The organism is Phenylobacterium conjunctum, assembly GCF_042679085.1.
Classification (GTDB): Bacteria; Pseudomonadota; Alphaproteobacteria; order Caulobacterales; family Caulobacteraceae; genus Phenylobacterium; species Phenylobacterium conjunctum.
Genome location: NZ_JBHTLQ010000048.1, coordinates 1 through 26,079 on the forward strand (window position 1 = coordinate 1; position 26,079 = coordinate 26,079).

25 protein-coding genes are annotated in these 26,079 nt (G+C 68.1%); 16 read left to right on the forward strand and 9 right to left on the reverse strand.

Annotated features, from left to right (window positions below):
* Positions 1 to 1,963, reverse strand: a 1,963-nt coding sequence (locus ACFQ27_RS16675) for an Rne/Rng family ribonuclease (RefSeq protein ID WP_377354400.1), incomplete at its 3' end; no start/stop codon positions are given.
* A gap of 398 nt (positions 1,964 to 2,361) precedes the next feature.
* On the opposite strand from ACFQ27_RS16675, the gene ACFQ27_RS16680 reads away from it, so the two are divergent.
* The 3 genes from ACFQ27_RS16680 to prfB all read left to right on the forward strand — a co-directional run bounded on the left by ACFQ27_RS16680 (position 2,362) and on the right by prfB (position 7,419).
* Complete coding sequence (locus tag ACFQ27_RS16680) at positions 2,362 to 3,573, forward strand: N-acetylmuramoyl-L-alanine amidase family protein (protein WP_374348192.1); 1,212 nt, start codon at positions 2,362 to 2,364, stop codon at positions 3,571 to 3,573.
* Positions 3,574 to 3,725: 152 nt separating this feature from the next.
* On the forward strand, positions 3,726 to 6,047 hold the full coding sequence (locus tag ACFQ27_RS16685; RefSeq protein WP_374348189.1) for a penicillin-binding protein 1A: 2,322 nt from the start codon (positions 3,726 to 3,728) through the stop codon (positions 6,045 to 6,047).
* A gap of 258 nt (positions 6,048 to 6,305) precedes the next feature.
* Positions 6,306 to 7,419, forward strand: a protein-coding gene (prfB, locus tag ACFQ27_RS16690) for a peptide chain release factor 2 (protein WP_374348186.1) whose coding sequence is annotated in 2 segments (ribosomal slippage) — positions 6,306 to 6,374 and positions 6,376 to 7,419 — 1,113 coding nt in all. Because the reading frame shifts where the segments join, the coding sequence is not laid out codon by codon here.
* Here prfB and ACFQ27_RS16695 read toward each other — a convergent pair.
* From ACFQ27_RS16695 to tyrS, 6 genes are all read right to left on the reverse strand, one after another.
* Positions 7,416 to 7,853 carry a DUF805 domain-containing protein gene (locus ACFQ27_RS16695; protein WP_374348184.1) on the reverse strand — a complete coding sequence of 146 codons (438 nt, stop codon included), beginning with the start codon at positions 7,851 to 7,853 and terminating at the stop codon, positions 7,416 to 7,418. The two genes, prfB and ACFQ27_RS16695, sit on opposite strands and share 4 nt — an antisense overlap.
* Positions 7,854 to 7,910: 57 nt before the next feature.
* Positions 7,911 to 8,321 (reverse strand): DUF805 domain-containing protein, encoded by a 411-nt coding sequence (locus ACFQ27_RS16700; RefSeq protein WP_374348183.1) that lies wholly within the window; start codon positions 8,319 to 8,321, stop codon positions 7,911 to 7,913.
* Between the two features lie 25 nt (positions 8,322 to 8,346).
* Positions 8,347 to 8,829 (reverse strand): bactofilin family protein, encoded by a 483-nt coding sequence (locus ACFQ27_RS16705; RefSeq protein ID WP_374348181.1) that lies wholly within the window; start codon positions 8,827 to 8,829, stop codon positions 8,347 to 8,349.
* A complete protein-coding gene (locus ACFQ27_RS16710) occupies positions 8,810 to 9,973 on the reverse strand; it encodes a M23 family metallopeptidase (protein ID WP_377354402.1) in 1,164 nt (387 codons plus the stop codon). The genes ACFQ27_RS16705 and ACFQ27_RS16710 overlap by 20 nt, the downstream gene beginning before the upstream one ends.
* 281 nt (positions 9,974 to 10,254) lie before the next feature.
* A complete protein-coding gene (locus ACFQ27_RS16715) occupies positions 10,255 to 10,716 on the reverse strand; it encodes a peroxiredoxin (RefSeq protein WP_377354403.1) in 462 nt (153 codons plus the stop codon).
* A gap of 60 nt (positions 10,717 to 10,776) precedes the next feature.
* Complete coding sequence (gene tyrS, locus ACFQ27_RS16720) at positions 10,777 to 12,099, reverse strand: tyrosine--tRNA ligase (RefSeq protein WP_374348176.1); 1,323 nt, start codon at positions 12,097 to 12,099, stop codon at positions 10,777 to 10,779.
* 249 nt (positions 12,100 to 12,348) lie between these two features.
* Between tyrS and ACFQ27_RS16725 the strand changes: the two genes are divergently transcribed.
* Both ACFQ27_RS16725 and ACFQ27_RS16730 read left to right on the forward strand, forming a co-directional pair.
* Positions 12,349 to 12,897, forward strand: a complete 549-nt coding sequence (locus ACFQ27_RS16725) for a DOMON-like domain-containing protein (protein WP_374348173.1) — start codon at positions 12,349 to 12,351, stop codon at positions 12,895 to 12,897.
* The gene (locus ACFQ27_RS16730; RefSeq protein WP_377354404.1) at positions 12,894 to 14,099 is read left to right on the forward strand and encodes an exo-beta-N-acetylmuramidase NamZ family protein; all 1,206 of its coding nucleotides are present in this window, start codon (positions 12,894 to 12,896) and stop codon (positions 14,097 to 14,099) included. Before ACFQ27_RS16725 ends, ACFQ27_RS16730 begins: the two co-directional genes overlap by 4 nt.
* A 159-nt stretch (positions 14,100 to 14,258) precedes the next feature.
* On the opposite strand, the gene ACFQ27_RS16735 is transcribed toward ACFQ27_RS16730, so the two are convergent.
* The gene (locus tag ACFQ27_RS16735) at positions 14,259 to 14,909 is read right to left on the reverse strand and encodes an alpha/beta hydrolase (protein ID WP_374348169.1); all 651 of its coding nucleotides are present in this window, start codon (positions 14,907 to 14,909) and stop codon (positions 14,259 to 14,261) included.
* Positions 14,910 to 15,065: 156 nt separating this feature from the next.
* Between ACFQ27_RS16735 and ACFQ27_RS16740 the strand changes: the two genes are divergently transcribed.
* From ACFQ27_RS16740 to ACFQ27_RS16785, 10 genes are all read left to right on the forward strand, one after another.
* Positions 15,066 to 15,500, forward strand: coding sequence for an Rrf2 family transcriptional regulator (locus tag ACFQ27_RS16740; protein ID WP_374348167.1), 435 nt, complete (start codon positions 15,066 to 15,068; stop codon positions 15,498 to 15,500).
* Positions 15,497 to 16,630: a cysteine desulfurase family protein gene (locus tag ACFQ27_RS16745; RefSeq protein WP_377354405.1), complete on the forward strand. Its 1,134-nt coding sequence runs from the start codon at positions 15,497 to 15,499 to the stop codon at positions 16,628 to 16,630. Before ACFQ27_RS16740 ends, ACFQ27_RS16745 begins: the two co-directional genes overlap by 4 nt.
* 12 nt (positions 16,631 to 16,642) lie before the next feature.
* Entirely contained in the window at positions 16,643 to 18,112 is a 1,470-nt protein-coding gene (gene sufB, locus ACFQ27_RS16750; protein ID WP_377354406.1) for a Fe-S cluster assembly protein SufB, read from the forward strand.
* A complete protein-coding gene (locus ACFQ27_RS16755; RefSeq protein WP_374348161.1) occupies positions 18,109 to 18,492 on the forward strand; it encodes a hypothetical protein in 384 nt (127 codons plus the stop codon). Before sufB ends, ACFQ27_RS16755 begins: the two co-directional genes overlap by 4 nt.
* Positions 18,492 to 19,238, forward strand: a complete 747-nt coding sequence (sufC, locus tag ACFQ27_RS16760; RefSeq protein ID WP_374348159.1) for a Fe-S cluster assembly ATPase SufC — start codon at positions 18,492 to 18,494, stop codon at positions 19,236 to 19,238. The genes ACFQ27_RS16755 and sufC overlap by 1 nt, the downstream gene beginning before the upstream one ends.
* A gap of 136 nt (positions 19,239 to 19,374) precedes the next feature.
* Positions 19,375 to 20,409 carry a Fe-S cluster assembly protein SufD gene (gene sufD, locus ACFQ27_RS16765; RefSeq protein WP_377354407.1) on the forward strand — a complete coding sequence of 345 codons (1,035 nt, stop codon included), beginning with the start codon at positions 19,375 to 19,377 and terminating at the stop codon, positions 20,407 to 20,409.
* On the forward strand, positions 20,406 to 21,620 hold the full coding sequence (locus ACFQ27_RS16770; protein WP_377354408.1) for an aminotransferase class V-fold PLP-dependent enzyme: 1,215 nt from the start codon (positions 20,406 to 20,408) through the stop codon (positions 21,618 to 21,620). Before sufD ends, ACFQ27_RS16770 begins: the two co-directional genes overlap by 4 nt.
* Before the next feature lie 7 nt (positions 21,621 to 21,627).
* On the forward strand, positions 21,628 to 21,981 hold the full coding sequence (locus tag ACFQ27_RS16775) for an SUF system Fe-S cluster assembly protein (RefSeq protein ID WP_374348153.1): 354 nt from the start codon (positions 21,628 to 21,630) through the stop codon (positions 21,979 to 21,981).
* A gap of 26 nt (positions 21,982 to 22,007) precedes the next feature.
* The gene (locus ACFQ27_RS16780) at positions 22,008 to 22,412 is read left to right on the forward strand and encodes a HesB/IscA family protein (RefSeq protein ID WP_377354409.1); all 405 of its coding nucleotides are present in this window, start codon (positions 22,008 to 22,010) and stop codon (positions 22,410 to 22,412) included.
* A gap of 166 nt (positions 22,413 to 22,578) precedes the next feature.
* Positions 22,579 to 24,390: a flavin-containing monooxygenase gene (locus ACFQ27_RS16785; RefSeq protein WP_377354410.1), complete on the forward strand. Its 1,812-nt coding sequence runs from the start codon at positions 22,579 to 22,581 to the stop codon at positions 24,388 to 24,390.
* Positions 24,391 to 24,466: 76 nt separating this feature from the next.
* Here the strand turns inward: ACFQ27_RS16785 and ACFQ27_RS16790 are convergent, their stop codons facing one another.
* A complete protein-coding gene (locus ACFQ27_RS16790) occupies positions 24,467 to 25,606 on the reverse strand; it encodes an acyltransferase family protein (protein ID WP_377354411.1) in 1,140 nt (379 codons plus the stop codon).
* A gap of 78 nt (positions 25,607 to 25,684) precedes the next feature.
* Here ACFQ27_RS16790 and ACFQ27_RS16795 point away from each other — a divergent pair.
* The coding region (locus ACFQ27_RS16795) for a DUF4118 domain-containing protein (protein ID WP_377354412.1) at positions 25,685 to 26,079 on the forward strand (395 nt) is incomplete at its 3' end.

Below are 26,079 nucleotides of genomic sequence, written 5' to 3' on the forward strand. Positions count from 1 at the left end.
CGCCATGACCGTCGTCCTCGTCGTCGCGGGCCTGTTCGGCGCGGGGCGCGCGGGGCGTCTCCTCAGAGCGGGGCTCGTCGCCACGACGGCCGCGACGGCGACGGCGGCGGCCGCGACGGCCGCGATCCCCCTGGTCGTCGTCCTCGTCATCGCCGCCACGGGCGCGGGGACGCTCGTCCTCCTCGTCCTCGTCGTCGTCCTGGGCGACCACCTCTTCGTCCTCTTCCTCCTCGTCCTCGAAGGCGGAGTCGTCGAAGTCGTCGTCAGCCGGGGCGTAGGCCTCCAGCGGCTTGCTGCGCACCACCACGGCGTGCTCGGGGCGCGCCTCGCTGGCCGTGCGCTCAATGCCGTGATCGGCGTGGGCCATGGCGTCGTCGATCACCACGGTGATGAACAGGCCCAGGGTCTCGTGGATGCGCGCCAGATGGTTGCGCTTCTCGTTGAGGATATAGAGGCCCACGGCGCGGGGCACGGTCAGGGTGGCTTCGCCGCCGCCCTTCAGGGCCTCCATCTCCACGGCGCGCAGGGCGGCCAGGGCGCTGGATTCCACCGAGCGGACGCGGCCGGTGCCGCCGCAGTGTTCGCAGACATGGGTGGTGCCTTCCAGCACACCGGTGCGGCGGCGCTGGCGGCTGATCTCCATCAGGCCGAAGGACGAGATCTTGCCCATCTGGATACGGGCGCGGTCGTCCTTCAGGCAGTCCTTCAGCTTCTTCTCGACGGCCCGGTTGTTCTTGGACTCGTCCATGTCGATGAAGTCGATGACGATCAGGCCGGCCAGGTCACGCAGGCGCAGCTGGCGGGCGGTCTCTTCGGCCGCCTCCATGTTCGTCTTCAGCGCCGTGGCCTCGATGTTCCGCTCGCGGGTCGCGCGGCCGGAGTTCACGTCGACCGCCACCAGGGCTTCGGTCTGGTTGATCACCAGGTAGCCGCCGGAGCGCAGGGGCACGACCGGCGAGTAGATCTGGGACAGGTGGTCCTCGATCTTATGACGCACGAACAGCGGCGTCGGCTCGCGATAGGCCTGCACCTTCTTGGCCTGGGACGGCATCAGCATGCGCATGAAGTCGCGGGCTTCCTTGAAGCCGGCTTCGCCCTCGACCCAGACCTCGTCGATGTCCTTGTCGTAGAGGTCGCGGATGGTCCGTTTGACCAGGTCCTCTTCCTCATAGATCAGCGCCGGCGCCACCGAGTGCAGGGTGGTGTCGCGGATATTCTCCCACAGGCGCAGCAGATATTCGTAGTCGCGCTTGATCTCGGCCTTGGTGCGCTTGGCGCCGGCCGTGCGCACGATCAGGCCCATGCCTTCCGGCACGTCCAAGCTCTGGACCACGGCCTTCAGGCGCTTGCGGTCGGTGGCCGTGGTGATCTTGCGGCTGATGCCGCCGCCCCGGGCGGTGTTGGGCATCAGCACGCCATAGCGGCCGGCCAGGGAGAGATAGGTGGTCAGGGCCGCGCCCTTGTTGCCACGCTCTTCCTTGACGACCTGGACCAGCATGATCTGCCGGCGGCGGATCACTTCCTGGATCTTGTACTTGCGCATCAGCCGCCGGCGGCGCCGGGCGACCTCTTCTTCCATGACGTCATCGTCGTCGTCGCCGACAACGCCGCCTTCGTCCTCGTCCTCGTCGTCGCCGCCGCCGCCACGGGCGCGGGGCTCATGAGGCTCGTCGTCCTCCTCGGCCTCTTCGCGCATCAGGGCTTCGCGGTCGGCGACCGGGATCTGATAGTAGTCGGGGTGGATTTCGTTGAAGGCCAGGAAGCCGTGCCGGTTGCCGCCGTACTCGATGAAGGCCGCCTGGAGCGACGGCTCCACACGGGTCACCTTGGCGAGATAGATATTGCCCCTGAGCTGCTTGCGGTTCTGGCTTTCGAAATCGAACTCTTCAACACGGTTCCCGTCGACCACCACCACACGCGTCTCTTCGGCGTGCGCGGCGTCGATTAGCATCTTCTTCGTCATAAAATTCTCCGAGGCGCGCCACGAACTCGCTGGCCGGGCGCCGCCGATTTGTCAGGTGAGCGCGCGCGCCGCCGCAGACCGCGTCATGGACGCGGGCGGAGCTAGGCCGGAAGTTGGCTTGAGCAGCGCTGCTCATAGTGTGTTTCCCAGGCGCGCCCCGGGATCGGGTCGCGGATCGGATGAGTGCTTCAGGGCCGGCGGCCGAAGCCGACGCTGGCCTTGCATGGACCACGCTCACGAACCCGTGGGCGGTCACATGCGGGGCGACTTTGCAACACTGGGAAGCAAAAGGAAAGGCGCGCAGGCGAGCTTTAGCCGCTTAACCGTTTGTCCATGGCCCCTGGCGATAATCCCAGTCACCAAGATACATAACCAAATAGGTTGGGTGGGTTAGGCAGATGCTGGCGCGGTTTGGCCACGTCTTGAAGAATAGCGGTAAGCGCGGCCTGGCGGCCATGATCGCCGGGACGCTTTGTGTCGCCGTGGCTGCGGTCTCGCAGGCGTCAGCAGCCGCGGGCGGCGTGGTCAAGGTGCGCCTGGGCGGCGACCGGTCCGAAACCCGCATCGTCATCGATCTGGATCGTTCCGCGACCGGCAAGGTCGTCTCGGACGGCGCTGGCGACCGGCGGCTGGTCATCGCCCTGCCGGGCGTGGGCGCGGTTTCCGGCCTGCAGGGCGGGGGACAGGGCCTGGTCGGCGCCTGGACGGTCGAGAATTCGCCGACCGGCGCGCGTCTGAAGGTCGACCTGGCTGGCGACGCGGTGATCAAGCGCCGCTTCCTGCTGCCGCCCGCCGATGGCGCGACCAGCTATCGTTATGTGATCGACCTGGCCTCCGGCGCCGCGCCGCAGCCCCAGACGCCGGCGTTGCGCGCCGATGGCGTCACCCTGATCTCCAATCCGGCGCCGATGCGCGCGCCGCCCCTGGCCCTGAAGAAGATCGTCGTCATCGACGCCGGCCACGGGGGGAAGGACCCCGGCGCCATCGGCGCGAGCGGCGTCGAAAAAGAAGTCACCCTGGCCGCGGCCCAGGCGCTGAAGGCCCGCCTGGAGCGCACCGGCCGCTACCGCGTCGTGATGACGCGGGACTCCGACGTCTATGTTCCGCTGGAGACCCGGGTGCCGATCGCGCGCCGGGCCGGCGCGGACCTGTTCATCTCGCTGCACGCTGATTCGGGTCCGACGACCCAGACCCGCGGCGCCAGCGTCTACACCCTGGCCGACCGCGCGGTGAGTCGCTCGGCCAAGCTGGTGTCCAAGGACGACTGGTTCATGAAGGCCAGTCTGCAGGGCGACCGTGGGGTCTCCGGCATCCTGTTCGACCTGACCCAACGGGCCACCAAGAACCGCTCGGCCACCTTCGCCGAGATGTTGCTGGACCGGATTTCCGACAACGACATCCTGCTGCTGCGCCGCAGCCACCGGGAGGCGGGCCTTGCGGTCCTGCTGGCCCCGGATGTGCCCGCGGTCCTGCTGGAGATGGGGTTCGTCAACAACCCCGAGGACGAGGCCTTCCTGCGTGACCCGCAGGGCCGCGCCAAGCTGGTCAATGCGGTGGCGGAAACCGTCGACGCCTACTTCGCCCAGGAAACCCGGCTGGCCGCGCGCTAGGGCGGCAAGCGGGCCGGGCAGGGGAGGCTGAAATCCGGCTTCCCCTTTTTTCAAAGCCGCTCTAGACGAAGGCTTTGCGGGAAGTGGGCGCCCGCGGAGGTCTTTCAGTCTTGAACCCCCCGGAAAGATGGGTCGCGATCGCGGGCGTTGCGGTGCTGAGCGCAATCGCCGTGGGCGGTATGGCCATCGCCATCTATGCCGCGTGGCTGTTCCACGACATGCCGGACGCCGGCGACCTCGTCGACTATCGCCCGCCGACCGCCACGCGCGCCTATGCCTGGGACGGCACCCTGATCGGCGAGTTCAGTCGTGAGCGCCGCATCTTCGTGCCTTACGACAACATCCCGCCGCAGCTGGCCCAGGCCTTCCTGGCGGCCGAGGACCACAGCTTCTTCCAGCACGGAGGCGTCGACGCCCAGGGCCTGGCCCGCGCCATGGCCAAGAACGTGCTCAACGCGGTGCGCGGCAAGCGCCTGGAAGGCGGCTCGACCATCACCCAGCAGGTGGCCAAGAACGTCCTGTTGACCAGCGACGCCACGGTGGGCCGCAAGCTCAAGGAGGCGATCCTCGCGCGGCGCCTCGAGCAGACGCTCAACAAGGAACAGATCCTCGAGCTCTATCTGAACGAGATCTGGCTGGGTTACCGGTCCTATGGGGTGGGCGCCGCGGCCTATAACTATTTCGGCAAATCGATCTCGGACCTGACCCTGGCGGAGAGCGCCTATCTGGCCGCCCTGCCCAAGGGGCCGGACAACTACCATCCGATCCGCCGCAAGGCCCAGGCCCTGGTGCGCCGCAACTGGATCCTGGACCAGATGGCCGAACTGGGCTGGGTGTCCAAGGCCGACGCCGAGCGGGCCAAGAAGGAAGACCTGAAGGTCCAGTTGGCGCCCAGCCGGGCCAAGTACCGGGACGCCGACTTCTTCGTCGAGGAGGTCCGCCGCCGGGGCCTTGCAACCCTGGGCAAGCGTCTGAACGAGGGCGGCTATTACATGCGCACCACCCTCGACCCGAACATGCAGACGGCTGCTCGAGTGGCGCTGATGAACGGGCTCGAGGCCTATGACCGCCGCCATGGCTGGCGCGGGGCCTGGGGTCACGTCGCGATCCAGCCGGGCTGGGAGACGGCGGCCAAGAAGGTCGCCCCGCCCTCCGAGCGTCGCGGCTGGCGCGCCGCTGTGGTCACCGAGGTTGGCGGCGCAGTGCGGGTCAAGGTCGCCGAAACTGGCCAGGCCGGCGGGATCGTGCCCGCCGACATCGCCTGGGCCAAGGCGGGCAAGGGCCTGAACGTCGGGGATCTGATCTTCGTCGAGCCCTCGCCGGGCGGCGGCTTCAACCTGCGCCAGGTGCCCAAGGTCAACGGCGCCCTGGTGGCCATCGAGCCCAACTCTGGTCGGGTCCTGGCCATGGTGGGCGGCTATTCGTTCTCGCTGTCGAACTTCAACCGCGCCACCCAGGCGATGCGCCAGCCCGGTTCGGCCTTCAAGCCCCTGGTCTATGCGACGGCGCTGGAGAACGGCTACACGCCGGCCAGCGTGGTGATGGACTCGGCGATCACCCTAAAGGGCAACGCCGGCGAGGACTGGACGCCCGAGAACTACAACAAGAAGTACTATGGGGCTCTGCAGCTGCGCAAAGGCCTGGAGCTGTCGCGCAACGCCATGACCGTGCGCCTGGCCCAGAGCGTCGGCATGAAGAAGATCTCCGACATGGCGGTGAAGCTCGGCGTCGTGCGCAGCATGGACCCGGTCCTGGCCATGGCGTTGGGGGCGGGGGAGACCACCCCCTTCAAGCTGACCGCAGCCTACGCCTCCTTCGTCAATGGCGGCCGCAAGATCGAGCCGCATCTGATCGAACTGGTCCAGGACAGCCAGGGCCGCCCGATCTTCCGGGCTGACAAGCGCGACTGCCCGCGCTGCAACGCCGGCTTCAACGGCGACGAGAGCCCGCGCATCAATCCGACCGGCGACCAGATGATGGACCCGATCACCGCCTACCAGATCACCTCCATGCTGCAGGGCGTGGTGCAGCGCGGCACCGCGACCTCGGTCTCGGTGCTAGGGCGGCCGGTGGGCGGCAAGACCGGCACCACCAACGAGTACCGCTCGGCCTGGTTTGTGGGCTTCACGCCCCAGGTCGTGGCCGGGGTGTTCGTGGGCTTCGACGACAATCGTAGCCTGGGCGAGGGCGAGACGGGGACTGTCGCGGCGGTGCCGATCTTCACCGAGTTCATGGCCGCGGCGACCAAGGACCTGCCCAAGACCGAGTTCAAGGCGCCCAAGGACGCCAAGTTCGCCATGGTCCGCGGCATTCGCGAGGCCTTCCGGCCAGGGACCGAGCCCAAGGTGGCCGATATCAGCCTGATCCCGCAGGGCCCGATCCCCTACAGCCAGACCCTGCCCGGCGCCCCCGCGCCCACGGCCCCGGCGCCCGCGCCGGCCAAGAAGCAGGATGACATGAGCGGGCTGTACTAGGCGGCCACCTTCTCACCTGTGGTCCCAACCCCAGGCGCGTCATCCTCCGGGCGCCCGCAGGGCGATCCGGGGGAGCCATCGGGCGGGTCCGATCTTGAACGGCGGCTTGGGTCCCCCGGATCCTCGCTGGCGCGAGGACCGGAGGATGACGGGGAGGGGTGGTGAGACCGGGTTCTGGTGTAGCGAACGCAAGCCCCGCACTTGCCCCCGGGGGCGACGCGCGGTATCGCCCCCGCTCACCATTGGCGGGAGTTTCCCATGAGAGCGGATGTCGAGGCTGCGAAGGCCGACATCGAGCAGTCGATCGAACTGCTCAGGAGGCGTCTTTGACTGGGAACCAGCCCTCCGAAAACTCGACGAACTGAACGCTCGGGTCGAAGACCCGACCCTGTGGGACGACCCGGCGGGGGCCCAGGCGGTGATGCGCGAGCGCACCCGGCTGGCCAGCTCGGTGGATGCTGTGCGGTCCCTGGAACGCGACCTGGCCGACGCGCTTGGCTATGCCGAGCTGGCCGACGAAGAGGGCGACGAAGCCACCCTTGAGGAGGCCCGCGCCCAGCTGAAGGCGATCAAGGAGCGTGGCGCGCGCGCTGAGCTTGAGGCCCTGCTGTCCGGCGAGGCCGACGGCAACGACGCCTTCGTCGAAATCAATTCCGGCGCCGGCGGCACCGAGTCCAACGACTGGGCCGGCATGCTGACCCGCATGTACACCCGGTGGGCCTCGGCCCACGGCATGACGGTGGACTGGCTGGAAGAGACGGCCGGCGAACAGGCCGGGATCAAGTCCGTGACCCTGCAGGTCAAGGGCCCCAACGCCTATGGCTGGCTGAAGACCGAGGCCGGGGTGCACCGCCTGGTGCGCATCTCGCCCTTCGATTCCGCCGCCAAGCGGCACACCAGCTTCGCCTCGGTCTGGGTCTATCCGGTGGTCGACGACACCATCGTCATCGACATCAATCCGGCCGATGTGCGCACCGACACCTACCGGGCCTCCGGGGCCGGCGGTCAGCACATCAACAAGACCGACTCGGCCGTGCGCCTGACGCACATTCCCACCGGCGTGGCCGTGGCCTGCCAGGCGGGCCGCTCACAGCACGCCAACCGGGAGGAAGCCTGGAAGATGCTGCGGGCCCGCCTATACGAGCTCGAGCTGCAGAAGCGCGAAGCCGCCCAGCAGGCCTTGGAAGAGCAGAAGACCGACATCGGCTGGGGCCACCAGATCCGATCCTACGTCCTGCAGCCGTACCAGATGGTCAAGGACCTGCGCACCGAGGTCGAGACCTCGGACACCCAGGGCGTGCTCGACGGCGACCTGGACGCCTTCATGGCCGCGTCCCTGGCCCAGCGCGTGGGCGTGACGCGCGAGGGCTAGATCGCGGGCGACGGCTCGTCCGTTTCGAGCGGCGGCGGACCGAAGCGGTTCGTCGCCGGCTCGCTGCTCAGCAGCATGAAGATCAGCAGCACCAGCTGGCCCGCCGCCGGGATCAGCAACAGCAGCAGCCACCAGCCGCTCTTGCCGGTGTCGTGCAGCCGCCGGACGGTGACCGCAAGGCTGGGCACGAAGACGTAGAGCGTGAAGATCGTGTGGGCGAGGCCGAAGACGCCTGAGAATGGCCCACCCCAGTGCATGCCGTGGTGATGCCGCCAGCCCAGGCCCCAGCTCCACCAGGCCATGGAGCCGCCGGACAGGATGCCGGCCAGCACGCTGACGCCGACGCAGAACAGGAAGAACAGCCAGAACTCGCTGCGGCTGGCGCGGCCCTGGAAGTCGGCGTAGCGCCGCAGGGGCTGGAACATCAGAGACATGGAAAACCTCCGGATCCGGGCGCTCACTCTAGGCGTGGCCGGGGAGGGCGCAAGCCGTCAGTCGGGCAGGCGCTGGATCTCCGGCGGCTCGCCGGCCTTGGGATCCTCGCCAAAGCGATTGGGGCCGCGCGTGCCGTCCAGGATCAGGAACACGAACAGCACCAGGGCGCCGATGCCGGGAATGAGGGCGATCAGCAGCCACCAGCCGGACCGGTTCGTGTCGTGCATGCGCCGCACGGCGACCGCCAAGGACGGGATCAGCATGGCCAGGGCGAACAGGCCATAGGCCATGGCCAGGCCCAGGGCGGCCGGGGGCAGGTCGTGGGTGCGTTCCCCCGTCGCCCCCATCATGACCAGCATGATGTAGAAGCCCCAGGACATCAGCCAGTTGAACAGGGCGAACATCCAGTACTCGGCGCGCCGGGCGCGGCCGGAGAACTGGGCGTACTTGCGGAGCGCCTCAAACATCATAGGGCGGCGCTCCAGGCGTGGCTCAGAGAGGCTTCGGCGCCGGCGGCGTCGCGCTGGGCGCGGCGATGGCGGCCGGTTGGGCCGGGGCGGCGGGGCGCTGGAACTTCAGGCTGCGGCCCTGGAAGAAGGCGCCCGTCTCCATGGCCAGTTGCTCATGGGTGATGTCGCCGTCGACATAGGCCGTGCCGTACAGGCGGACCTGCTTGGCGGTGATGCCGCCGATGATCCGGCCACGGGCCTCGACAGCCTCGGCGTAGACGTTGCCCTCGATGTGGCCGGTCTCGCCGACGGTCAGCTTGCCGACGCGGACGTCGCCACGCACCACGCCGTCGATCTGGACCTCGCCCTCGCCGGTGACGCCGCCCTCAATGACGAGGTTCTCGGAGATCAGCGAGGCGGGCTTGGGCGCCGCGCGCCGGGCCGCCGCGGGATCGGGCAGGGGCGCAGGCGTCGTATCCAGCTTGGCCGGGGGCTTGGGGGGAGTCTTAGCTTGCTTGCTGAACATAGTCGCCGGCCTTCACAAAGCGGTCGGGGTTCTGGGCGCGTCCGTTGACCCAGACCTCGTAATGGAGATGCGGCCCGGTGGAGCGGCCGGTGGAGCCCATGGCGCCGATGCGCTGGCCCACCGCCACCCGCTGGCCGGCGCGGACGCCGATGCCCTGCAGGTGGGCGTAACGGGTCTTGAAGCCGCGGCCGTGGTCGATCTCGATGGTGTTGCCATAGCCTGAGCGCACGCCGGTGAAGGACACGACGCCAGGCGCGGTGGAATAGATCGGCACCCCGAACCCGCCCACGAAATCCAGGCCCGAATGGAAGGCCGGGCGGCGGGTGAAGGGATCAAAGCGCACGCCGAAGCCGCTGGACTGGCCGGTGTGGTTGGTCGGCCGGGCGAAGGGCAGCTTCTTGGCGGCCTCGGACAGGGCCGCAGCCTCGCCGAGATTGGTGGCCGCGTGCTGGATGCGCTCAGCGAAGCCCTCGTCGACGTCAAGCACGGCGGCCAGGGCGCGGGGATCCTTGGCCTCGATCAGCGGCCCACCCAGGGAGCCGCCCTTGGGCGAGTAGGACGAGGGCGTCAGACCGGCCAGGCGGAAGGCCAGGCGCAGCCGGTCCGCCCGGCCGCGGGCGAAGTTGTCGGCGGCGTCGATCAGCCGCTCCTGGCTGGCGCGGACCAGCTCAATGCGGCGCATCGGGCTCGCCCCCGTCGGGGCGATGGCCGTGCGGCGAATGGCCGGGCCCAGGGCCTGGGCGACGCCGGGTTCGCCCTTGACCTCGGTGAGCAGCATGGCCAGCGCCGCGTGGCGCTTTTCAATCGTCAGGGCGACGTCGTCGATGGAGCCGTTGGCGGCGTTCAGCTGCGCTACGGCGCTGTTCAGCCGGGCCTGCCGGTCGGCGATCCAGCGTTCGTACTTGGCCTGGGTGCGGGCGATTTCCTGGTCCGTGGCCGACAGGGCCATGGCGTTGACCATCATCGCCGCGGTGCAGATGCCCATCCACAGGGCGCAGGCCGCCACAACGCCGGCGCCGATCAGTTGCTTGGTGGTCGTCAGCACGAAGGCCCGCATCTCGCCGCCGGAACGGACATAGAGATGGCGCTCGGGGAACAGCTCTTCGATTGATCGGCGGAGGCGCGCGAAGCGTGTCATGCTCACCGTATCGATACGGAACTCAGGGTCCGGGCGATATGCAATGAGAAACGACGGGCGCGCAAGAGACTTCGCGCCTAGGGGGAGCCTAGCGTGGTTGTCCCCAGCTATTAACGAGAATGGTTAGCGAAGCCTGAATCCTCGGGCTAGTGGCCCAATGAAATCAAGCTCCGCAATCCTCGGGGCCGCGACATATGTACAACAGCCCAGGGGTGCGCGGGGTTCCCAGGCTCGTCCGCGCCCGGCCGGCGCGCGACCCCGGGCCGCAGCGCCGCCAAAGCTTGGCTTTAAAGGGATTGCGCGGCTTTCAGCACCTCGGCGCCGTGGCCGTTGGTCTTCACCTTGCGCCAGACCCGGGCGACCTTGCCGTCCTTGTCGATGAGGAAGGTGGAGCGGTCTATGCCCATGTATTGGCGCCCGTACATGCTCTTTTCGACCCAGGAGCCGAAGCGCTCGATCACCGCGCCCTCGGGGTCGGAGCCCAGGGGGATCGACAACCCATATTTGGCGATAAACTTCCTGTGACTGGCGACGCTGTCCTTGGAGATACCCAGAACGGTGAGTCCGAGCTGGGCGAAGTCCGCCGCCAGGGCGCTGAAGTCCTGCGCTTCCTTGGTGCAGCCGCTCGTGTCGTCCTTCGGGTAGAAATAGACGACATAGGGCTTGCCGGCGAAGTCCGCCGACCGGATCGGCCCATCTACGCCCTCAACCTCGAACTCGGGCGCCTTGTCCCCGGCTTCCACGCTCATCGCATCCTCCGTCTCAAGCTGGGCCGGAGTTAGGCGCGCGCGGGGCCGGGGACAAGGGCCTCAGATCGGCTTGACCAGAACGATCTTCTTCTTGCCGGCGCCCAGCTTGACCACGCCGTCGGCCAGGTCGGCCGCGGTGATCAGGCGATTGCCGTCGGTCTCGGCCTTGTCATTGACCTTCAGCCCGCCGCCCTGGGCCAGACGACGCGCCTCGCCCCGCGACGAGGCGAGCCCGGCGTCGGCGGCCAGGGCCGCCAGCACGATCCCGGCCTTCAGCTCGGCGGCCGCAACCTCATGGGTCGGCAGATCCGCAGAGACCTGGCCCTGTTCGAAAGCGGCGCGGGACGCGGCTTCCGCCGTCGCGGCCGCCTCGGCGCCGTGCAGCAGGGTGGTGGCGGCGTTGGCCAGCACCTTCTTGGCCTCATTGATCTCAGCGCCCTGCAGGGCCGCATAGCGAGCGATCTCGTCCAGAGGCATGTCGGTGAACAGCCGCATGAAGCGCCCGACGTCGGCGTCCTCGGTGTTCCGCCAGAACTGCCAGTAGTCGTAGGGGCTGCGCATGTCGGCGTTCAGCCACACGGCCCCGCCCACGGTCTTGCCCATCTTCTGGCCGGACGCGGTCGACAGCAGGGGCGTGGTCAGGCCGAAGGACGGCTTGGCGTCCACGCGACGGATCAGCTCCACCCCGTTGACGATATTGCCCCACTGGTCCGAGCCGCCCATCTGCAGCACGCAGCCGTACTTCCGCTCCAGCTCCAGGAAGTCCACCGACTGCATCAGCATGTAGTTGAACTCGAGGAAGGTCATCGGCTGCTCGCGCTCGAGCCGGGCCTTGACGCTATCGAAGGCCAGCATCCGGTTGACCGTGAAGTGGACCCCGTAGTTGCGCAGGAACTCGACGTAGCCGAACTTCGACAGCCACTCGTCATTGTCGACCATGATGGCGTCGGTCGGTCCGTCGCCGAAGGTCAGGAACCGTTGGAAGGTCCCCTTGATGGTGGCGATGTTGCCCTGGATCTGCTCGTGGGTGAGCAGGGGGCGCTGGCCGTCCTTGTCGGTGGGGTCGCCCACCTTGGTGGTCCCGCCGCCCATCAGCACGATCGGCTTGTGGCCGGCCTGCTGCAGCCGGCGCAGCATCATGATCTGGATCAGGTGGCCCACGTGCAGAGACGAGGCCGTCGCGTCAAAGCCGATATAGGCGGTGATCACGCCGCCGGTCGCCGCCTCGTCCAGTTCGACGGGGTGGGTGATCTGATGGATGTAGCCACGGGCCTGCATGGTGCGCAGGAATTCGGACTTGAAAGCTTGGTCGGACATCTGGCTTCGCTCTGGGCTGGTCGGCGCGGGCTCTAGCACGCGATTGTCGGGATTATCGAGAGGCATGTGCGGTCATCCGGTGAAGAGGCCGGGCGCGCACGCGATCTGAAGCGGGAAGGGCGCCGGCCGGGTTGAAGGGCAGGCGCAAGGGATCGTCCGCGCCGCTCTAGGAGCGGCGGTAATAGCTTTGGCGGCTATGGACGGCGGCGATCATGCGGCCAGTTAGGGGCGAGCCTTGGTTGGCGTCAACCGCAAGCGGCGCCCCTGCGCAAATCCGCTTCCACCTGCGGCTTTGGCGCCGCTAGTCTCCCGACCATGCGATTGAACCTGAAACGGCATGAGACCAGCGCGGCCGAGGCCGTGCGTGAAGTGAGCGTGGAGATCGACTGGCTCGGGCCGGATCGCCTGGTCCTGACCTATGAGCTGGTCGGGGACCTGAGCCAGATCATGGTCCCCGTCGCCGTGCCGCCCGCGCGCACCGACAACCTGTGGCATCACACCTGCCTGGAGGCCTTCATCCGGGCCGAGGGGGCGGAGAACTATATCGAGTTCAACCTGTCGCCCTCCACGGCCTGGGCGGCCTATCGCTTCGACGCCTATCGCCAGGGGATGGCCGACCTGGACGTGCCCGCGCCAACGGTGATGACCGAGCTCTGGCCCGACCGCCTGCGGCTGACCGCCTATCTCAGCCTGGCGGGCGCGCCGCTGGACCTGTCCGCCGTGCTGCGCCTGTCGGCCACCGCCATCGTCGAGGAGGCGGATGGCGCCAAGGCCTTCTGGGCGCTCACCCATCCGCCCGGCCAGCCGGAGTTCCACCACGTGGATGGCTTTTCGCACCGAATTCCGCCAAGCGATCGGCCATGACCTTCGGAATTGACCGTCTTCTCGCCGATGCGGACCTGCGCGCCGCGCTGAAGGGCCGCCGCGTGGCCCTCGTCGCCCATCCGGCCTCGGTGACCCGGGACCTGACCCACAGCCTGGATGCGCTCGCCGCCTGTCCCGAGATCACCCTGTCCGCCGCCTTCGGGCCGCAGCACGGCATGCGGGGCGACAAGCAGGACAACATGATGGAGTCGCCGGACTTCAACGATCCGGTCCATGGCGTCCCCGTCTTCAGCCTCTATGGCGAGGTCCGTCGGCCCACCGGCCAGATGATGAGCACCTTCGATGTGGTGCTGATCGACCTGCAGGACCTGGGCTGCCGCATCTACACCTTCGTCACGACCCTGCTCTACATGCTGGAAGCTGCGGCCGAGCACGGCAAGGAAGTCTGGGTCCTGGACCGTCCCAACCCCGCCGGTCGTCCGATCGAGGGCCTGACCCTGCGTCCCGGTTGGGAAAGCTTCGTCGGCGCCGGGCCCATGCCCATGCGCCATGGCCTGACCCTGGGCGAAATGGGCCAGTGGTTCATCAGCCACTACAAGCTCGACGTCGCCTATCGCGTGGTGACCATGGACGGCTGGAAGCCTGATGAGGCCCCCGGCTACGGCTGGCCGGTCGGCGAACGCACCTGGGTCAATCCCAGCCCCAATGCGCCGAACCTGTGGATGGCGCGCGCCTATGCCGGCACGGTGATGGTCGAGGGCGTGACCCTGTCAGAGGGGCGCGGCACCACCCGGCCCCTGGAGCTGTTCGGGGCCCCGGACATCGACGCCCGCGCGGTGATCGCCGAGATGCGCACCTTCGCGCCGGACTGGGTGAAGGGCTGCCTGCTGCGCGACTGCTGGTTCGAGCCCACCTTCCACAAGCATGTGGGCAAGCTGTGCTCGGGCGTCCAGATCCACACCGAGGACCCGGCCTTCTACGACCACGAGGCGTTCAAGCCCTGGCGGCTACAAGCCCTGGGCTTCAAGGCGATCCGCCGGCTCTATCCGGATTATACGCTGTGGCGCGACTTCGCCTACGAGTACGAGCACGGCAAGCTGGCCATCGATGTCATCAATGGCGGCCCGCTCTTGCGCGAATGGGTCGACAATCCGGACGCAACGCCAGCCGACCTGGACGCGATCACCGTGCCCGACGAGCAAGCCTGGCTCGAAGCCCGCAAACCGTTCCTGCTGTACTGACCCCTTCTCCCCTTGCGGGAGAAGGTGGCCTGGCGGAGCCAGGTCGGATGAGGGGGCTCTCAGGCGTCAACGCGAGCAGCGAGCGACGGACAGGGGTGCGCGACCCCTCATCCGTCGTCCTTCGGACGCCACCTTCTCCCACAAGGGGAGAAGGAAGCCTTAGATCGGGTTCGCCTCAATCCGCTTGTCGAGGTAACCGCCGACGCGGCGTTCGACTTCCGGCAGGTGCTCGGTCCAGAAGTGGCTGGCGCCGTCCACGACCTCATAGTCGATGACGATGCCCTTCTGGGTGCGCAGCTTGGAGACCACGCGCTCCACCTCGACCGGCGGGGTCACGGTGTCGGCCGAGCCATGCAGCATCAGGCCCGAGGCCGGGCAGGGGGCCAGGAACGAGAAGTCGTACATGTTGGTCGGCGGCGAGACGGAGATGAAGCCGTCGGTCTCGGGCCGGCGCATCAAGAGCTGCATGCCGATCCAGGCGCCGAAGTCGAAGCCGGCCACCCAGCACTGGGACGCAGCCGGGTTGGTCGCCTGCAGCCAGTCCAGCGCGGTCGCGGCGTCGGCCAGTTCGCCGATGCCCGAATCAAACTCGCCCTGGGACCGGCCCACGCCGCGGAAATTGAACCGCAGGACCGAGAAGCCGCGCTTCATGAACAGGTGGAAGAGCTGCACCGCCACCGGGTGGTTCATTTGGCCGCCGGCCTTGGGGTGCGGGTGCAGGATCAGCGCGATCGGCGCCGTTTCCGTCTTGCCCGCCGAATACCGGCCTTCGATCCGTCCGGCCGCGCCGGTCAGAACCACTTCAGGCATGCGATCCTCTTTGCCGCAATAGTTGACTAATGCGCTCGGTCTTCCTAGATCGCGCCCATCCGGGGATCCGGCGAAAGGCCGAGCCGCAAGGCGGCGGTCATTAGCACAAGGGTTCCGCAAGATGCTCGAAAAAACCGACATGAGGATGTCGCGTCCATGCGCCTGAGCACCAAGGGACGTTACGCCGTGATGGCCATGGCCGACCTGGCGCGCCGCCAGGGCGACGACCGCGCCGTGGCCCTGGCCGATATCGCCGAGCGCCAGCAGATCTCCCTGTCCTATCTGGAGCAGCTGTTCGCCCGTCTTCGCCGCAAGGGCCTGGTGAAGAGCCAGCGCGGTCCCGGCGGCGGCTACCTCCTGGCCCGCACCGCTGCGACCACCTCCATCGCCGACATCGTCACCGCCGTGGACGAGCCCCTGCGCACCACCCGCTGCGGGGCCAAGACCAAGGGCTGCATGATGAAGGGGGAGCGCTGCCTGACCCATGACCTTTGGGAGGAAATGGGCCGCCATATCGAGGACTACCTGGCCTCCGTCTCCCTGGCCGATGTGACTGAAGGCCGGCTGAAGCGCGTGTCGGAGGCGGCATGAGCCAGGTCTATCTCGACTACAACGCCACCGCCCCGGTCCGACCGGAAGCGATCGAGGCCATGACCCGCGTGTTGGGTCAGGTGGGCAATCCCTCCTCGATCCATGCCGCCGGCCGCGCCGCCCGCGCGGTGGTCGAGGCGGCCCGCAACGACATCGCCGCCCTTATCGGCGGCCCCGCCTCCACCGTGATCTTCACGGGCGGGGGCACGGAAGCCAATGCGCTGGCGGTGGACAGCGCCGTCGCCACGGGCTCGCGCCGGCTGCTCATCAGCGCCATCGAGCATGACTGCGTCATCGAGACCGCCAAGGCCTCCGGCGCGGCGGTGGAGATCCTGCCGGTCACCCCCGATGGCGTCGCCGATCTGGACTGGCTGAAGGCCCGGCTCGCCGCCTGGGACGCCGCTGACGGCCGCCCCTTCGTCGCCCTGATGCTGGCCAACAACGAGACCGGTGTGATCCAGCCGGTTCTGGCGGCCTCGGAGATCGTCCGCGCCGCCGAGGGTTGGTTGCACGTCGACGCCGTCCAGGCTGCCGGCAAGATCATGACCGACAGTCGCGCCCTTGGTGCGGATACCCTGGCGGTGTCGGCGCACAAGCTCGGTGGCCCGCAAGGCGTGGGTGCGCTCACCTTCGGCCCTCGCGCCACCATGGTCCGCACTCAGCATGGCGGCGGGCAGGAGCGGGGACGTCGGGCCGGGACCGAGAATGTCGCCGGCGTCGCCGCCTTCGCCGCCGCGGCCCGCGCCGCCCTGTCGGAGCCGCAGATCGATCCGGAGCCCCGCGATGCGGTCGCCGAGCGTCTGAAGGCCGCTGGCGCGGTGGTGATCGCTGAAGGCGCGCCGCGGCTGACCAACACCCTGTGCGTCTCCACCCCTGGCTGGAGCTCGGACCTGCAGGTCATGGCCCTGGACCTGGCCGGCTTCATGGTCAGCGCCGGCTCGGCCTGTTCCTCCGGCAAGGTCAAGGCGAGCCCGGTGCTCGCCGCCATGCAGCTCGACGATCTCGCCGGCTCTGCGATCCGCGTGTCCGGCGGCTGGGGGACCACCCCCGCCGACTGGGCCGCCTTCGCCGACGCCTGGATCGCCGCTCACACCAGTTTCGTCGCGCGTCGTCGCGCGCCGGCCGCTTAGAGGCTCCCCCCAATGGCCGCAGTCAAAGAAACCGTCGAACACGTTGAAGCCCTGGAGAAATACCAGCACGGCTTCGTCACCGACATCGACCAGGAGTTCGCCCCCAAGGGCCTCTCCGCCGACATCGTGCGCTTCATCTCGGCCAAGAAGGAGGAGCCGGAGTGGATGCTGCAATGGCGGCTGGAGGCCTATGAGCGCTGGCTGGCCATGGAGCCGCCGGAATGGGCCAAGGTCTCGTTCCCGCCCATCGACTACCAGGACACCTACTACTACGCCGCGCCCAAGGCGAAGTCCGGCCCCAAGAGCCTGGACGAGGTCGATCCGGAGCTCTTGGCCACCTACGCCAAGCTGGGGATTCCGCTGAAGGAACAGGCGGTTCTGGCCGGGGTTGAAGGTGCGCCGCGCTATGCCGTTGACGCCGTGTTCGACAGCGTCAGCGTCGTCACCACCTTCAAGAAGGAGCTGGCCGAGGCCGGGGTGATCTTCTGCTCCATGAGCGAGGCGATCCGCGAGCATCCGGAGCTGGTCAAGAAGTACCTGGGCTCGGTCGTGCCCGTGACCGACAACTACTATGCCTGCCTGAACGCGGCGGTCTTCTCGGACGGCAGCTTTGTCTATGTGCCGCCGGGCGTGCGCTGTCCGATGGAGCTGTCGACCTATTTCCGCATCAATGCGGAGAATTCCGGCCAGTTCGAGCGCACCCTGATCATCGCCGACGCCGGCGCCTACGTCTCCTACCTGGAGGGCTGCACGGCCCCCATGCGCGACGAGAACCAGCTGCACGCCGCCGTGGTCGAGCTGGTCGTGCTGGACGACGCGGAGATCAAATACTCCACCGTCCAGAACTGGTACCCGGGCGATCCCGAGACCGGGAAGGGCGGCATCTACAACTTCGTCACCAAGCGCGCCGACTGCCGCGGCGACCGCTCGAAAGTCTCCTGGACCCAGGTCGAGACCGGCTCGGCGATCACCTGGAAGTATCCGTCCTGCGTCCTGCGCGGGAAGGACAGCGTGGGCGAGTTCTACTCCATCGCCATCACCAACGGCCGCCAGCAGGCCGACACCGGCACCAAGATGATCCACCTGGGCGAAGGCTCGCGCTCGCGGATCATTTCCAAGGGCATCAGCGCCGGCAAGAGCTCCAACACCTATCGCGGCCTGGTCTCGGCTCACCCCAAGGCCAAGGGCGCGCGTAACTTCACCCAGTGCGACAGCCTGCTGATCGGCAAGACCTGCGCCGCCCACACGGTGCCCTATGTCGAGGCCCGCAACGGCTCGTGCGTCTTCGAGCACGAGGCGACCACCACCAAGCTTTCGGAAGACCAGCTGTTCTATGTGATGCAGCGCGGCCTTTCGCAGGAGGAGGCGGTCCAGCTGCTGGTCAACGGCTTCGTCAAGGACGTGCTCCAGGAACTGCCCATGGAGTTCGCCGTCGAGGCCCAGAAGCTCGTGGCCATCAGCCTGGAAGGGAGCGTCGGATGACCTCGATCACCCTGCGCACCGCCTTCGAGGCCGAGCACGCCCGCCGCGAGGCCGAAAGCCGCGCCCGCTGGGAGGCCGAGCGCCAGCGCCAGGAGGCCGACCACGCCAAGGCCGAGCGGTTGCACGACATCCTGGCCGCCGACCCCGAGTTTCTGGCGGCCAAGAAGCTGACCCTGGAGCTGTCCCGCTACACGGTCGTGCTGGAACATGCCGACTTCCGCCTGCGCGTCTATTTCGAGGAGGGGCAAAGCAATGTCACCTCCGCGGACAAGCGCACCGCCACCACCGTCACCGCTGCGCCCCGCAAGCGCGCCGACATTGAAACGGTCGAGGAGGCTCTCGAGCACCTCGCCCAGTACCTCGCCGACGAGATCCGCTGATGCTGCATATCGAGAACCTGCGCGCCAATGTGGGCGACAAGGAGATCATCAAGGGCCTGACCCTGGATGTGCCGGCCGGCGAGGTTCACGCCATCATGGGGCCGAACGGGGCGGGCAAGTCGACCCTGTCCTACGTCCTGACCGGTCGCGAGGGCTACGAGGTCACGGGCGGTTCGGCCAGCCTGAACGGCGAGGACCTGCTGGCCCTGGAGGCCAACGAGCGCGCCGCCAAGGGTCTGTTCCTGTCCTTCCAATATCCTCTGGAGATTCCGGGCGTTCCGGCCCTGACCTTCATCCGCGCCGCCCTCAACGCCCAGCGCAAGGCGCGCGGCGAGGGCGAGATCTCCGCGCCGGAGTTCCTGAAGCTCGCCCGCGCCAAGGCCGGCGAACTGAAGATCGACTTCGAGATGCTGAAGCGCCCGCTGAATGTCGGCTTCTCGGGCGGTGAGAAGAAGCGGATGGAAATCCTCCAGATGGCGATGCTTTCGCCCCGCTTCCTGATCCTGGACGAGACGGATTCCGGCCTGGATATCGACGCCCTGAAGATCGTCGCCGAGGGCGTCAACGCCGTCCGCTCGCCTGAGCGCTCGATGCTGGTGATCACCCACTACCAGCGCCTGCTCGACTACATCAAACCCGACCGCGTCCACGTCCTGGCCGCCGGCCGCATCGTCGCCTCGGGCGGCCCCGAACTCGCGCTCCAGCTGGAAGCCGAGGGCTACGACAAGTTCGCGAGGGCCGCGTGATGACCAAGAGTGTCATCCCGGAAAGCGCGCAGCGCTCGTCCGGGACCCAGACGCGCGGGGCGGTCCGGAGAGATCGGTGTCTCTGGATCCCGGTCTTCGGCTGCGCCGAAACCGGGATGACACCTGGGGGCGCCGCATGAGCCTTGCGACCGCCCTCAGAACAGGTGACCTGACCCAACTCCCGGGCAAGCGGGACGAGGACTGGCGCTGGACGGATCTGCGCGGCCTGCTGCGCACCCTGCCGCCGGCGGCGCCGGCCCTGGACGTCTCCGGCCTTGCGCCGGGCGTGTTCGCAGGCCTGGCCGATGAAACCTTGGTGCTGGCGTCCGGCCAGGAGACGGTCAGTCTCGACCTCGCCGCGGGCGCCGAGCGCGCCGTCGCCCTGCGTGTCGTTTCCCGCGACGGGGCCCTGGCCGGCAGTGTCCGGATCCGCGTCGGCGCGGGCGCCAAGCTACGCCTGTTCGAGACCTATGAGGGCGACGACAGCGCCTATGTGACCCACGCTGCGATCAGCCTGGTGCTTGACGCGGGCGCGATGGTCGAGCGCGTGGTGCTGGCGGCCGACGGCGCCAATGGCGTGACGGTCAGCGAGGCCGACGTGACCCTCGCCGCCGGCAGCGAGTTCGGCCAGACCGTGCTGACCAGCGGCGCGCGGCGCCAGCGTCTGGAGACCCGCTTCGCCCATCCCGGCGCTTCGGCCACGGTACGTGCGGACGGCGCCTACCTGCTGGCCGACAAGCGGCATGCCGACCTGACCACAGTGGCCGATCACCTGGGCGCCGAGGGCGTCACCAGCCAGCTGACCAAGGGCGTGGTCCGCGACCAGGCACGCGGCGTCTTCCAGGGCCGTATCATCGTGGAGGAGGGCGCGGACCAGACCGACGCCCGCATGGGCCACCACGCCCTGATCCTCTCCGACCAGGCTGAGGTCGACGCCCGGCCCGAGCTGCTGATCTTCGCCGACGACGTCCAGTGCGCGCACGGCAATACGGTCGGCGCCCTGGACGAAGAGGCCCTGTTCTACATGCGCCAGCGCGGCCTGCCGGAGGCCGACGCCCGCAGCCTGCTGATCGAGGCGTTCGTGGGCGAGGTGGTCGATCGCATCTGGAACGAGGCCGCCCGCGACGTGGCCCGCGACTGGATCGCCGCGCGTCTGAGGGGCGGGCGATGAGCTTCGACGTCGAGAGCCTCCGCGCCCAGTTTCCGATCCTCTCACGGCAGGTGAATGGAAAGCCGCTGATCTATCTGGATTCAGCGGCTTCGGCGCAAAAGCCGAGAGCCGTGATCGAGGCCATGACCCGGGCGATGGAGCACGCCTACGCCAACGTCCACCGCGGCCTGCACACCCTCGCCAACGAGACCACCGAGGCCTACGAGCAGGCCCGAAAGAGCCTGGCCCGCTTCATCAATGCGGCCGAGGGCGAGATCGTCTTCACCAAGGGCGCGACCGAGGCCATCAACCTGGTCGCCGCAGGCCTTGGCCAGTCGCTGAAGGCCGGCGACGAGATCGTGCTCACCGAGATGGAGCACCACGCCAACATCGTCCCCTGGCACTTCCTGCGCGAGCGCCTGGGCGTGGTGCTGAAGTTCGTGCCGGTCCATGACGACGGCGCGCTGGCCATCGACGCCTATCGCCACATGCTCACCGAGCGCACGCGGCTGGTGGGCGTCAGCCACATGTCCAACGTGCTGGGCACCGTGAACCCGGTGGCCGAGATCACCAGGCTGGCCCACGCGGCCGGCGCCCTGGTCCTCGTCGACGGCTGCCAGTCCGTGGTCCACATGCCCGTGGACGTGAAGGCCCTGGACGTCGATTTCTACGCCTTCTCCGGCCACAAGCTCTATGGCCCCACCGGCATCGGCGCGCTCTACGGCAAGGCCGAGGCCCTTGCGGCTCTGCCCCCCTATCAGGGCGGCGGCGAGATGATCGGCTCGGTGAGCCTTGAGGCCATCACCTACGCCGACCCGCCGCACCGCTTTGAGGCCGGCACCCCGGCTATCCTGGAGGCCATCGGCCTCGGCGCGGCGATCGAGTGGCTGATGGCCCAGGACCGCGAAGCCATCGCCGCCCACGAGCACCGGCTCTACGCCCGGGTTCGCGAGGGCCTGGCCGGCGCCAACTGGCTGAAGGTGCTGGGCGAGGCGCCGGGCAAGGGCGCGATCCTGTCCTTCACTGTCGACGGGGCCCACGCCCACGACGTCGCCCAGATCCTCGACCGCTACGGCGTCGCGGTCCGCGCCGGGACCCACTGCGCCGAGCCGCTGATGCGCCGGTTCGGGGTGACCTCCAGCGCCCGGGCCTCCTTCGCCCTCTACAACACCGAGGCGGAGGCCGACGCCTTCGTCGAGGCTCTCACCCGCACCCAAGCCTTTTTCGCCTGAGATTCCCATGGACGCCGCGCCTCCCAGCGAAACGACCCCGCTGTCCCAGCACGAGCTGGACGTCATCACCGATCAGCTGATCGACAAGCTGAAGACGGTGTTCGACCCCGAAATCCCGGTCGACATCTATGAGCTCGGCCTGATCTACAAGGTCGATGTCTCCGACGATAAGGACGTGGTCATCGAGATGACCCTGACCGCGCCGGGCTGCCCGGTGGCCGGCGAAATGCCGGGCTGGGTCCAGGACGCTGTGATGGAGATCCCCGGCATCAAGTCCTGCAACGTGGACCTGGTCTTTGATCCGCCGTGGGACCCGTCGCGGATGTCCGACGAGGCGAAACTGCAGCTCAACATGTTCTGAGCCACACTGGCCCCCATATAAAGCTCATGACCGACCTGAACCTCACGCCCGCCGCCCCGCGGCCCCGCCGTCCCCGGCCCAAGGTGGTCACCCTCACCGAGGCCGCCGCCGCCCGCGTGCGCGAGATCATGGCCAAGGCCGAAACGCCCTATGCGGGCCTGCGCGTGGGCGTGAAGAACGGCGGCTGCGCCGGCCAGGAATATGTCCTGGAATACGCCAAGGAGGCCGGCCCCCTGGACGAGGTGGTCGAGGACCAGGGCGTCACCATCCTGATCGAGCCCAAGGCGGTCCTGTTCCTGATCGGCACGGTGATCGACTACGAGGTCACCAAGCTCTCGGCCAAGTTCGTGTTCCGCAATCCCAACGAGACCGACGCCTGCGGCTGCGGCGAGAGCGTCACGATCGTGCCGGGCAAGGTGCTGGACGCCTAACGCGCGGGGAAGGGGCAGGGCGCCGCAAGGGCACGGCTAGCGTTCCTCCATTCCATACTCTATCTTCGAAATGTCGACGATGCGCCGAGAGGCCGCGCGTCGGCCCGCGCCTGCGTATTCCAAGGCGTCGGCAGATGGAATTTGAATAAGAATTCAAGGGGATGGAATGACCACGGACACTGCGCCCGCCAAGCGGCCCATCGATAAGAAGGCCCTTCTCGCCAAATACATCGCCGAGCGCGACAAGCGTCTGCGCGACGACGGCAACGACCAGTACCTGGAAATCAAGGGCCGGCTGGCCCACTACCTGGACGATCCCTACACCGCGCGCGTCGAGCGTGAGCCCAAGACCGACCACGTCACCTTCATGTTCATTGGCGGCGGGTTCGCAGGCCTGGTGACCGGCGCCCGCCTGGCCGAGGCCGGAATCAAGGACGTGCGCATCGTCGAGAAGGGCGGCGACTTCGGCGGCACCTGGTACTGGAACCGCTATCCCGGCGCCCAGTGCGACACCGCCTCGATGATCTACATGCCCCTGCTCGAAGAGACGGGGCATATGCCGACCGAGAAGTACGCCCACGCCCCCGAGATCCTGGAGCAGTGCCAGCGGATCGGCCGCCAGTACGGCCTCTACGACAACGCCCTGTTCCACACCGAGATCAAGTCCCTGACCTGGGACGAGGCGACCCACCGCTGGATCGTCGAGACCGACCGGGGCGACCGCTTCACCGCCACCTATATCGGCGTCGGCACCGGCCCGCTGCACGTGCCGAAGCTGCCGGGCATCCCCGGCATCGAGAGCTTCAAGGGCCACTCCTTCCACACCAGCCGCTGGGACTACGACTATACTGGCGGCGATCCGAAGGGTGGGCTGATGGAAAAGCTCGCCGACAAGCGGGTGGCGATCATTGGCACCGGCGCGACCTCGGTGCAGGCGGTGCCTCACCTGGCCAAGGCCTGCGGCAAGCTCTACGTGGTCCAGCGCACCCCGTCCTCGGTGGACGTCCGCGCCAACGCCCCCATCGATCCCGACTGGTTCAAGCAGATCGCGACGCCGGGCTGGCAGCAGCGCTGGCTGGAGAACTTCACCGAGAACCAGGCCGGCGGCGGCGCCGAGGAGGACCTGGTGCAGGACGGCTGGACCGACCTGTCCCGCCGGATCCGCGCCCGCATCATGACCCTGCCGCCGGACCAGCGGACGCCGATGAACATGCTGGCCGCCTATGAGGACTCGGACTTCGAGAAGATGGAAGAGATCCGCGCGCGGGCCGAATCCATCGTCTCGGACAAGGACACCGCCGAGAAGCTGAAGGCCTGGTACCGCCAGCTCTGCAAGCGGCCGTGCTTCCACGACGCCTACCTGCAGGCCTTCAACAATCCCTCGACCACCCTCATCGACACCGACGGCAAGGGCGTGGAGCGGATCACCGAGACGGGCCTGGTGGTCGGCGGCGTCGAGTACGAGGTCGACTGCATCATCTACGCCTCGGGCTTCGAGGTCGGCACCGAGTTCACCCGCCGGGCCGGCTTCGACCTGACCGGCGTGGACGGCTTGAAGCTGTCAGAGGCCTGGGCCGAGGGCATGCGCTCCAAGCACGGCCTGCATGTCCACGGCTTCCCGAACGCCTTCTTTGTCCAGCCGACCCAGGGCGCGAACCTGATCTCCAACGTGCCGCATAATCTGACGGACTCTGGCCGCACCATCGCGACCATCGTCAAGCACGCCCAGGATAAGGGCTTCGACCGGATTGAGGTGACGAAGGAAGCCCAGGACGCCTGGGTGGCCCTGCTGCTCACCGGCATGGGCCGGATGATTGGCGCGCCGGACTGCACGCCGGGCTACTACAACAACGAAGGCAAGGACCCCGGTCCCGCGGCCAAGTACGCCGTCGGCTACCCCGCCGGCGCCACGGCCTATTTCAAGTACATCGACGCCTGGCGGAAGTCCGGCGAGTTCGAAGGCCTGGCCTTCAGCTAATCGGGCGAACCTTCTCCCCAACGTGGGAGAAGGTGGCCTGGCGAAGCCAGGTCGGATGAGGGGGGCGGCGTAGCCGCTAGTCGGCGGTGGACCTGCTGTGCGACCCCTCATCCGTCGTCCTTCGGCCGACACCTTCTCCCACAAGGGGAGAAGGACGGGGGACTGTCACCCGCGTCAGCCACGCCCGCACCGGCCGGTCGAACCAGATCGTCGCTCCCTGGCTCACGGCCAGGATCACGCCCAGGGTCAGCAGTGCGAACCACAGGGCGCCGTCGGTGTAGTCGACGATCCCCCAATAGTCGGCCAGCGACCCCATCAGCACATAGATCGGATAGTGCAGCACATAGGCGGGGTAGGAGAGGTCGCCCATGACCTTCAGGGCCTGAGTCTCCCGCGCTGAGCTGACCGTATTGGCGCCAGCGATCACCAGGGCCGGGAAGATCACGACGGCGCAGAAGAGGTCGAACGCCCAGCGCGCCGCGCCCAGGCCAGACGCGTTCAGCACCGCCAGCAACACCAGGGCCTGAACCCAGAAGGGCGCGCGGATCCGCTCCAGCCCTGGCAGGCGGCGGAACCGGTGCAGGAGCACGCCGGCGAAGAAGGGGAAGCCCACCCGGACGCCGCCCTGCCAGAAGTCCTCAGCCACGTCGCCGGCGTCCAGGCCGCCGGTCTTGAAGGCCAGGAGGCTCAAGGGGACCAGACAGGCCAGGGTCAGGCCGACCAGCCGCCCGGTGCTCAGGAACCGGAAGATCGCCACATAGACCAGGTTGATCGCCAGCTCGAAGAACAGCGACCAGGTGGGCGGATCGAAGGGGAAGGCGCTCGTATTGGCGAAGCGGCCATGCAGGGTCGGCAGCAGCAACAGCCCGCGCCCGAAGATCGCCCAGGTCTCAGCCGGCGTGAAGATCGCCAGGTCCAGCTTCAGGGCCAGCAGGCGCCAGGCCGTGCCGATGGTCACGCCCAGAGCCAGCAGGGGATAGAGCCGGATCAGACGCGCCTTGATGAAGTCCCAGGCGCTCATCCCGCCCGTAAGCTTGCCCTCATAGGCGTTGGCGATGACGAAGCCGCTCAGCATGAAGAAGAAGTCGACCGCCAGGTAGCCGTGGGCCAGCCAGCCCTCCAGGCCGAACCAGACATGGCGGTGCATCACCACGACGCTCAGGGCGGCCACGCCGCGCAGCCCGTCCAGGGCGGGGTAGTAGGCGGGCTTGCTCATCGTCTCCGGGGGGCGTGGTTCAGGCTCTAGTGTCCGACCCGCTCGCCCATGTCCATAGGCTGGCGTATAGGTCCAGCCATGGATCGGGCGGCGACCTTCCGGCGGGACCTGCTGCGCTATGGGGCGGCCGTCGGGCTCGTGTTGCTGGCGATCGCTGGGGCGCACCTGGCGGACCAGGCCCTGACGGGCGCCAACCTCGCCATGGTCTTCCTGTTGTGCGTGCTGCTGGCCGCGGTGGGCGCGGGCCTGGGGCCGGCCCTGGTGGCGGCCTTGCTGGCCGCGCTCAGCTACAACTTCTTCTTCCTTGAGCCCCTGCACACCTTCCGGATCGGCCGGCCGGGCGACGTTCTGACCTTCGCGGTGTTCTTCGCCGTTGCTCTGGCCACCGGCTGGCTGGGCGGCCGGGCGCGCGACAACGCCGCCCGACGGGCGGCCCAGGCCGCCGCCACCGCCACCTTGCTGGACGCCAGCCG

Coding starts and splice junctions, on each gene's coding strand:
- ACFQ27_RS16680 (WP_374348192.1), top strand. CDS start 2,362: ATGCTGGCGCGGTTTGGCCACGTCTTGAAGAATAGCGGTAAGCGCGGC.
- ACFQ27_RS16695 (WP_374348184.1), bottom strand. CDS start 7,853: ATGTCTCTGATGTTCCAGCCCCTGCGGCGCTACGCCGACTTCCAGGGC.
- ACFQ27_RS16700 (WP_374348183.1), bottom strand. CDS start 8,321: ATGTTTGAGGCGCTCCGCAAGTACGCCCAGTTCTCCGGCCGCGCCCGG.
- ACFQ27_RS16705 (WP_374348181.1), bottom strand. CDS start 8,829: ATGTTCAGCAAGCAAGCTAAGACTCCCCCCAAGCCCCCGGCCAAGCTG.
- ACFQ27_RS16715 (WP_377354403.1), bottom strand. CDS start 10,716: ATGAGCGTGGAAGCCGGGGACAAGGCGCCCGAGTTCGAGGTTGAGGGC.
- tyrS (WP_374348176.1), bottom strand. CDS start 12,099: ATGCCTCTCGATAATCCCGACAATCGCGTGCTAGAGCCCGCGCCGACC.
- ACFQ27_RS16725 (WP_374348173.1), top strand. CDS start 12,349: ATGCGATTGAACCTGAAACGGCATGAGACCAGCGCGGCCGAGGCCGTG.
- ACFQ27_RS16730 (WP_377354404.1), top strand. CDS start 12,894: ATGACCTTCGGAATTGACCGTCTTCTCGCCGATGCGGACCTGCGCGCC.
- ACFQ27_RS16735 (WP_374348169.1), bottom strand. CDS start 14,909: ATGCCTGAAGTGGTTCTGACCGGCGCGGCCGGACGGATCGAAGGCCGG.
- ACFQ27_RS16740 (WP_374348167.1), top strand. CDS start 15,066: ATGCGCCTGAGCACCAAGGGACGTTACGCCGTGATGGCCATGGCCGAC.
- ACFQ27_RS16745 (WP_377354405.1), top strand. CDS start 15,497: ATGAGCCAGGTCTATCTCGACTACAACGCCACCGCCCCGGTCCGACCG.
- sufB (WP_377354406.1), top strand. CDS start 16,643: ATGGCCGCAGTCAAAGAAACCGTCGAACACGTTGAAGCCCTGGAGAAA.
- ACFQ27_RS16755 (WP_374348161.1), top strand. CDS start 18,109: ATGACCTCGATCACCCTGCGCACCGCCTTCGAGGCCGAGCACGCCCGC.
- sufC (WP_374348159.1), top strand. CDS start 18,492: ATGCTGCATATCGAGAACCTGCGCGCCAATGTGGGCGACAAGGAGATC.
- sufD (WP_377354407.1), top strand. CDS start 19,375: ATGAGCCTTGCGACCGCCCTCAGAACAGGTGACCTGACCCAACTCCCG.
- ACFQ27_RS16770 (WP_377354408.1), top strand. CDS start 20,406: ATGAGCTTCGACGTCGAGAGCCTCCGCGCCCAGTTTCCGATCCTCTCA.
- ACFQ27_RS16775 (WP_374348153.1), top strand. CDS start 21,628: ATGGACGCCGCGCCTCCCAGCGAAACGACCCCGCTGTCCCAGCACGAG.
- ACFQ27_RS16780 (WP_377354409.1), top strand. CDS start 22,008: ATGACCGACCTGAACCTCACGCCCGCCGCCCCGCGGCCCCGCCGTCCC.
- ACFQ27_RS16785 (WP_377354410.1), top strand. CDS start 22,579: ATGACCACGGACACTGCGCCCGCCAAGCGGCCCATCGATAAGAAGGCC.
- ACFQ27_RS16790 (WP_377354411.1), bottom strand. CDS start 25,606: ATGAGCAAGCCCGCCTACTACCCCGCCCTGGACGGGCTGCGCGGCGTG.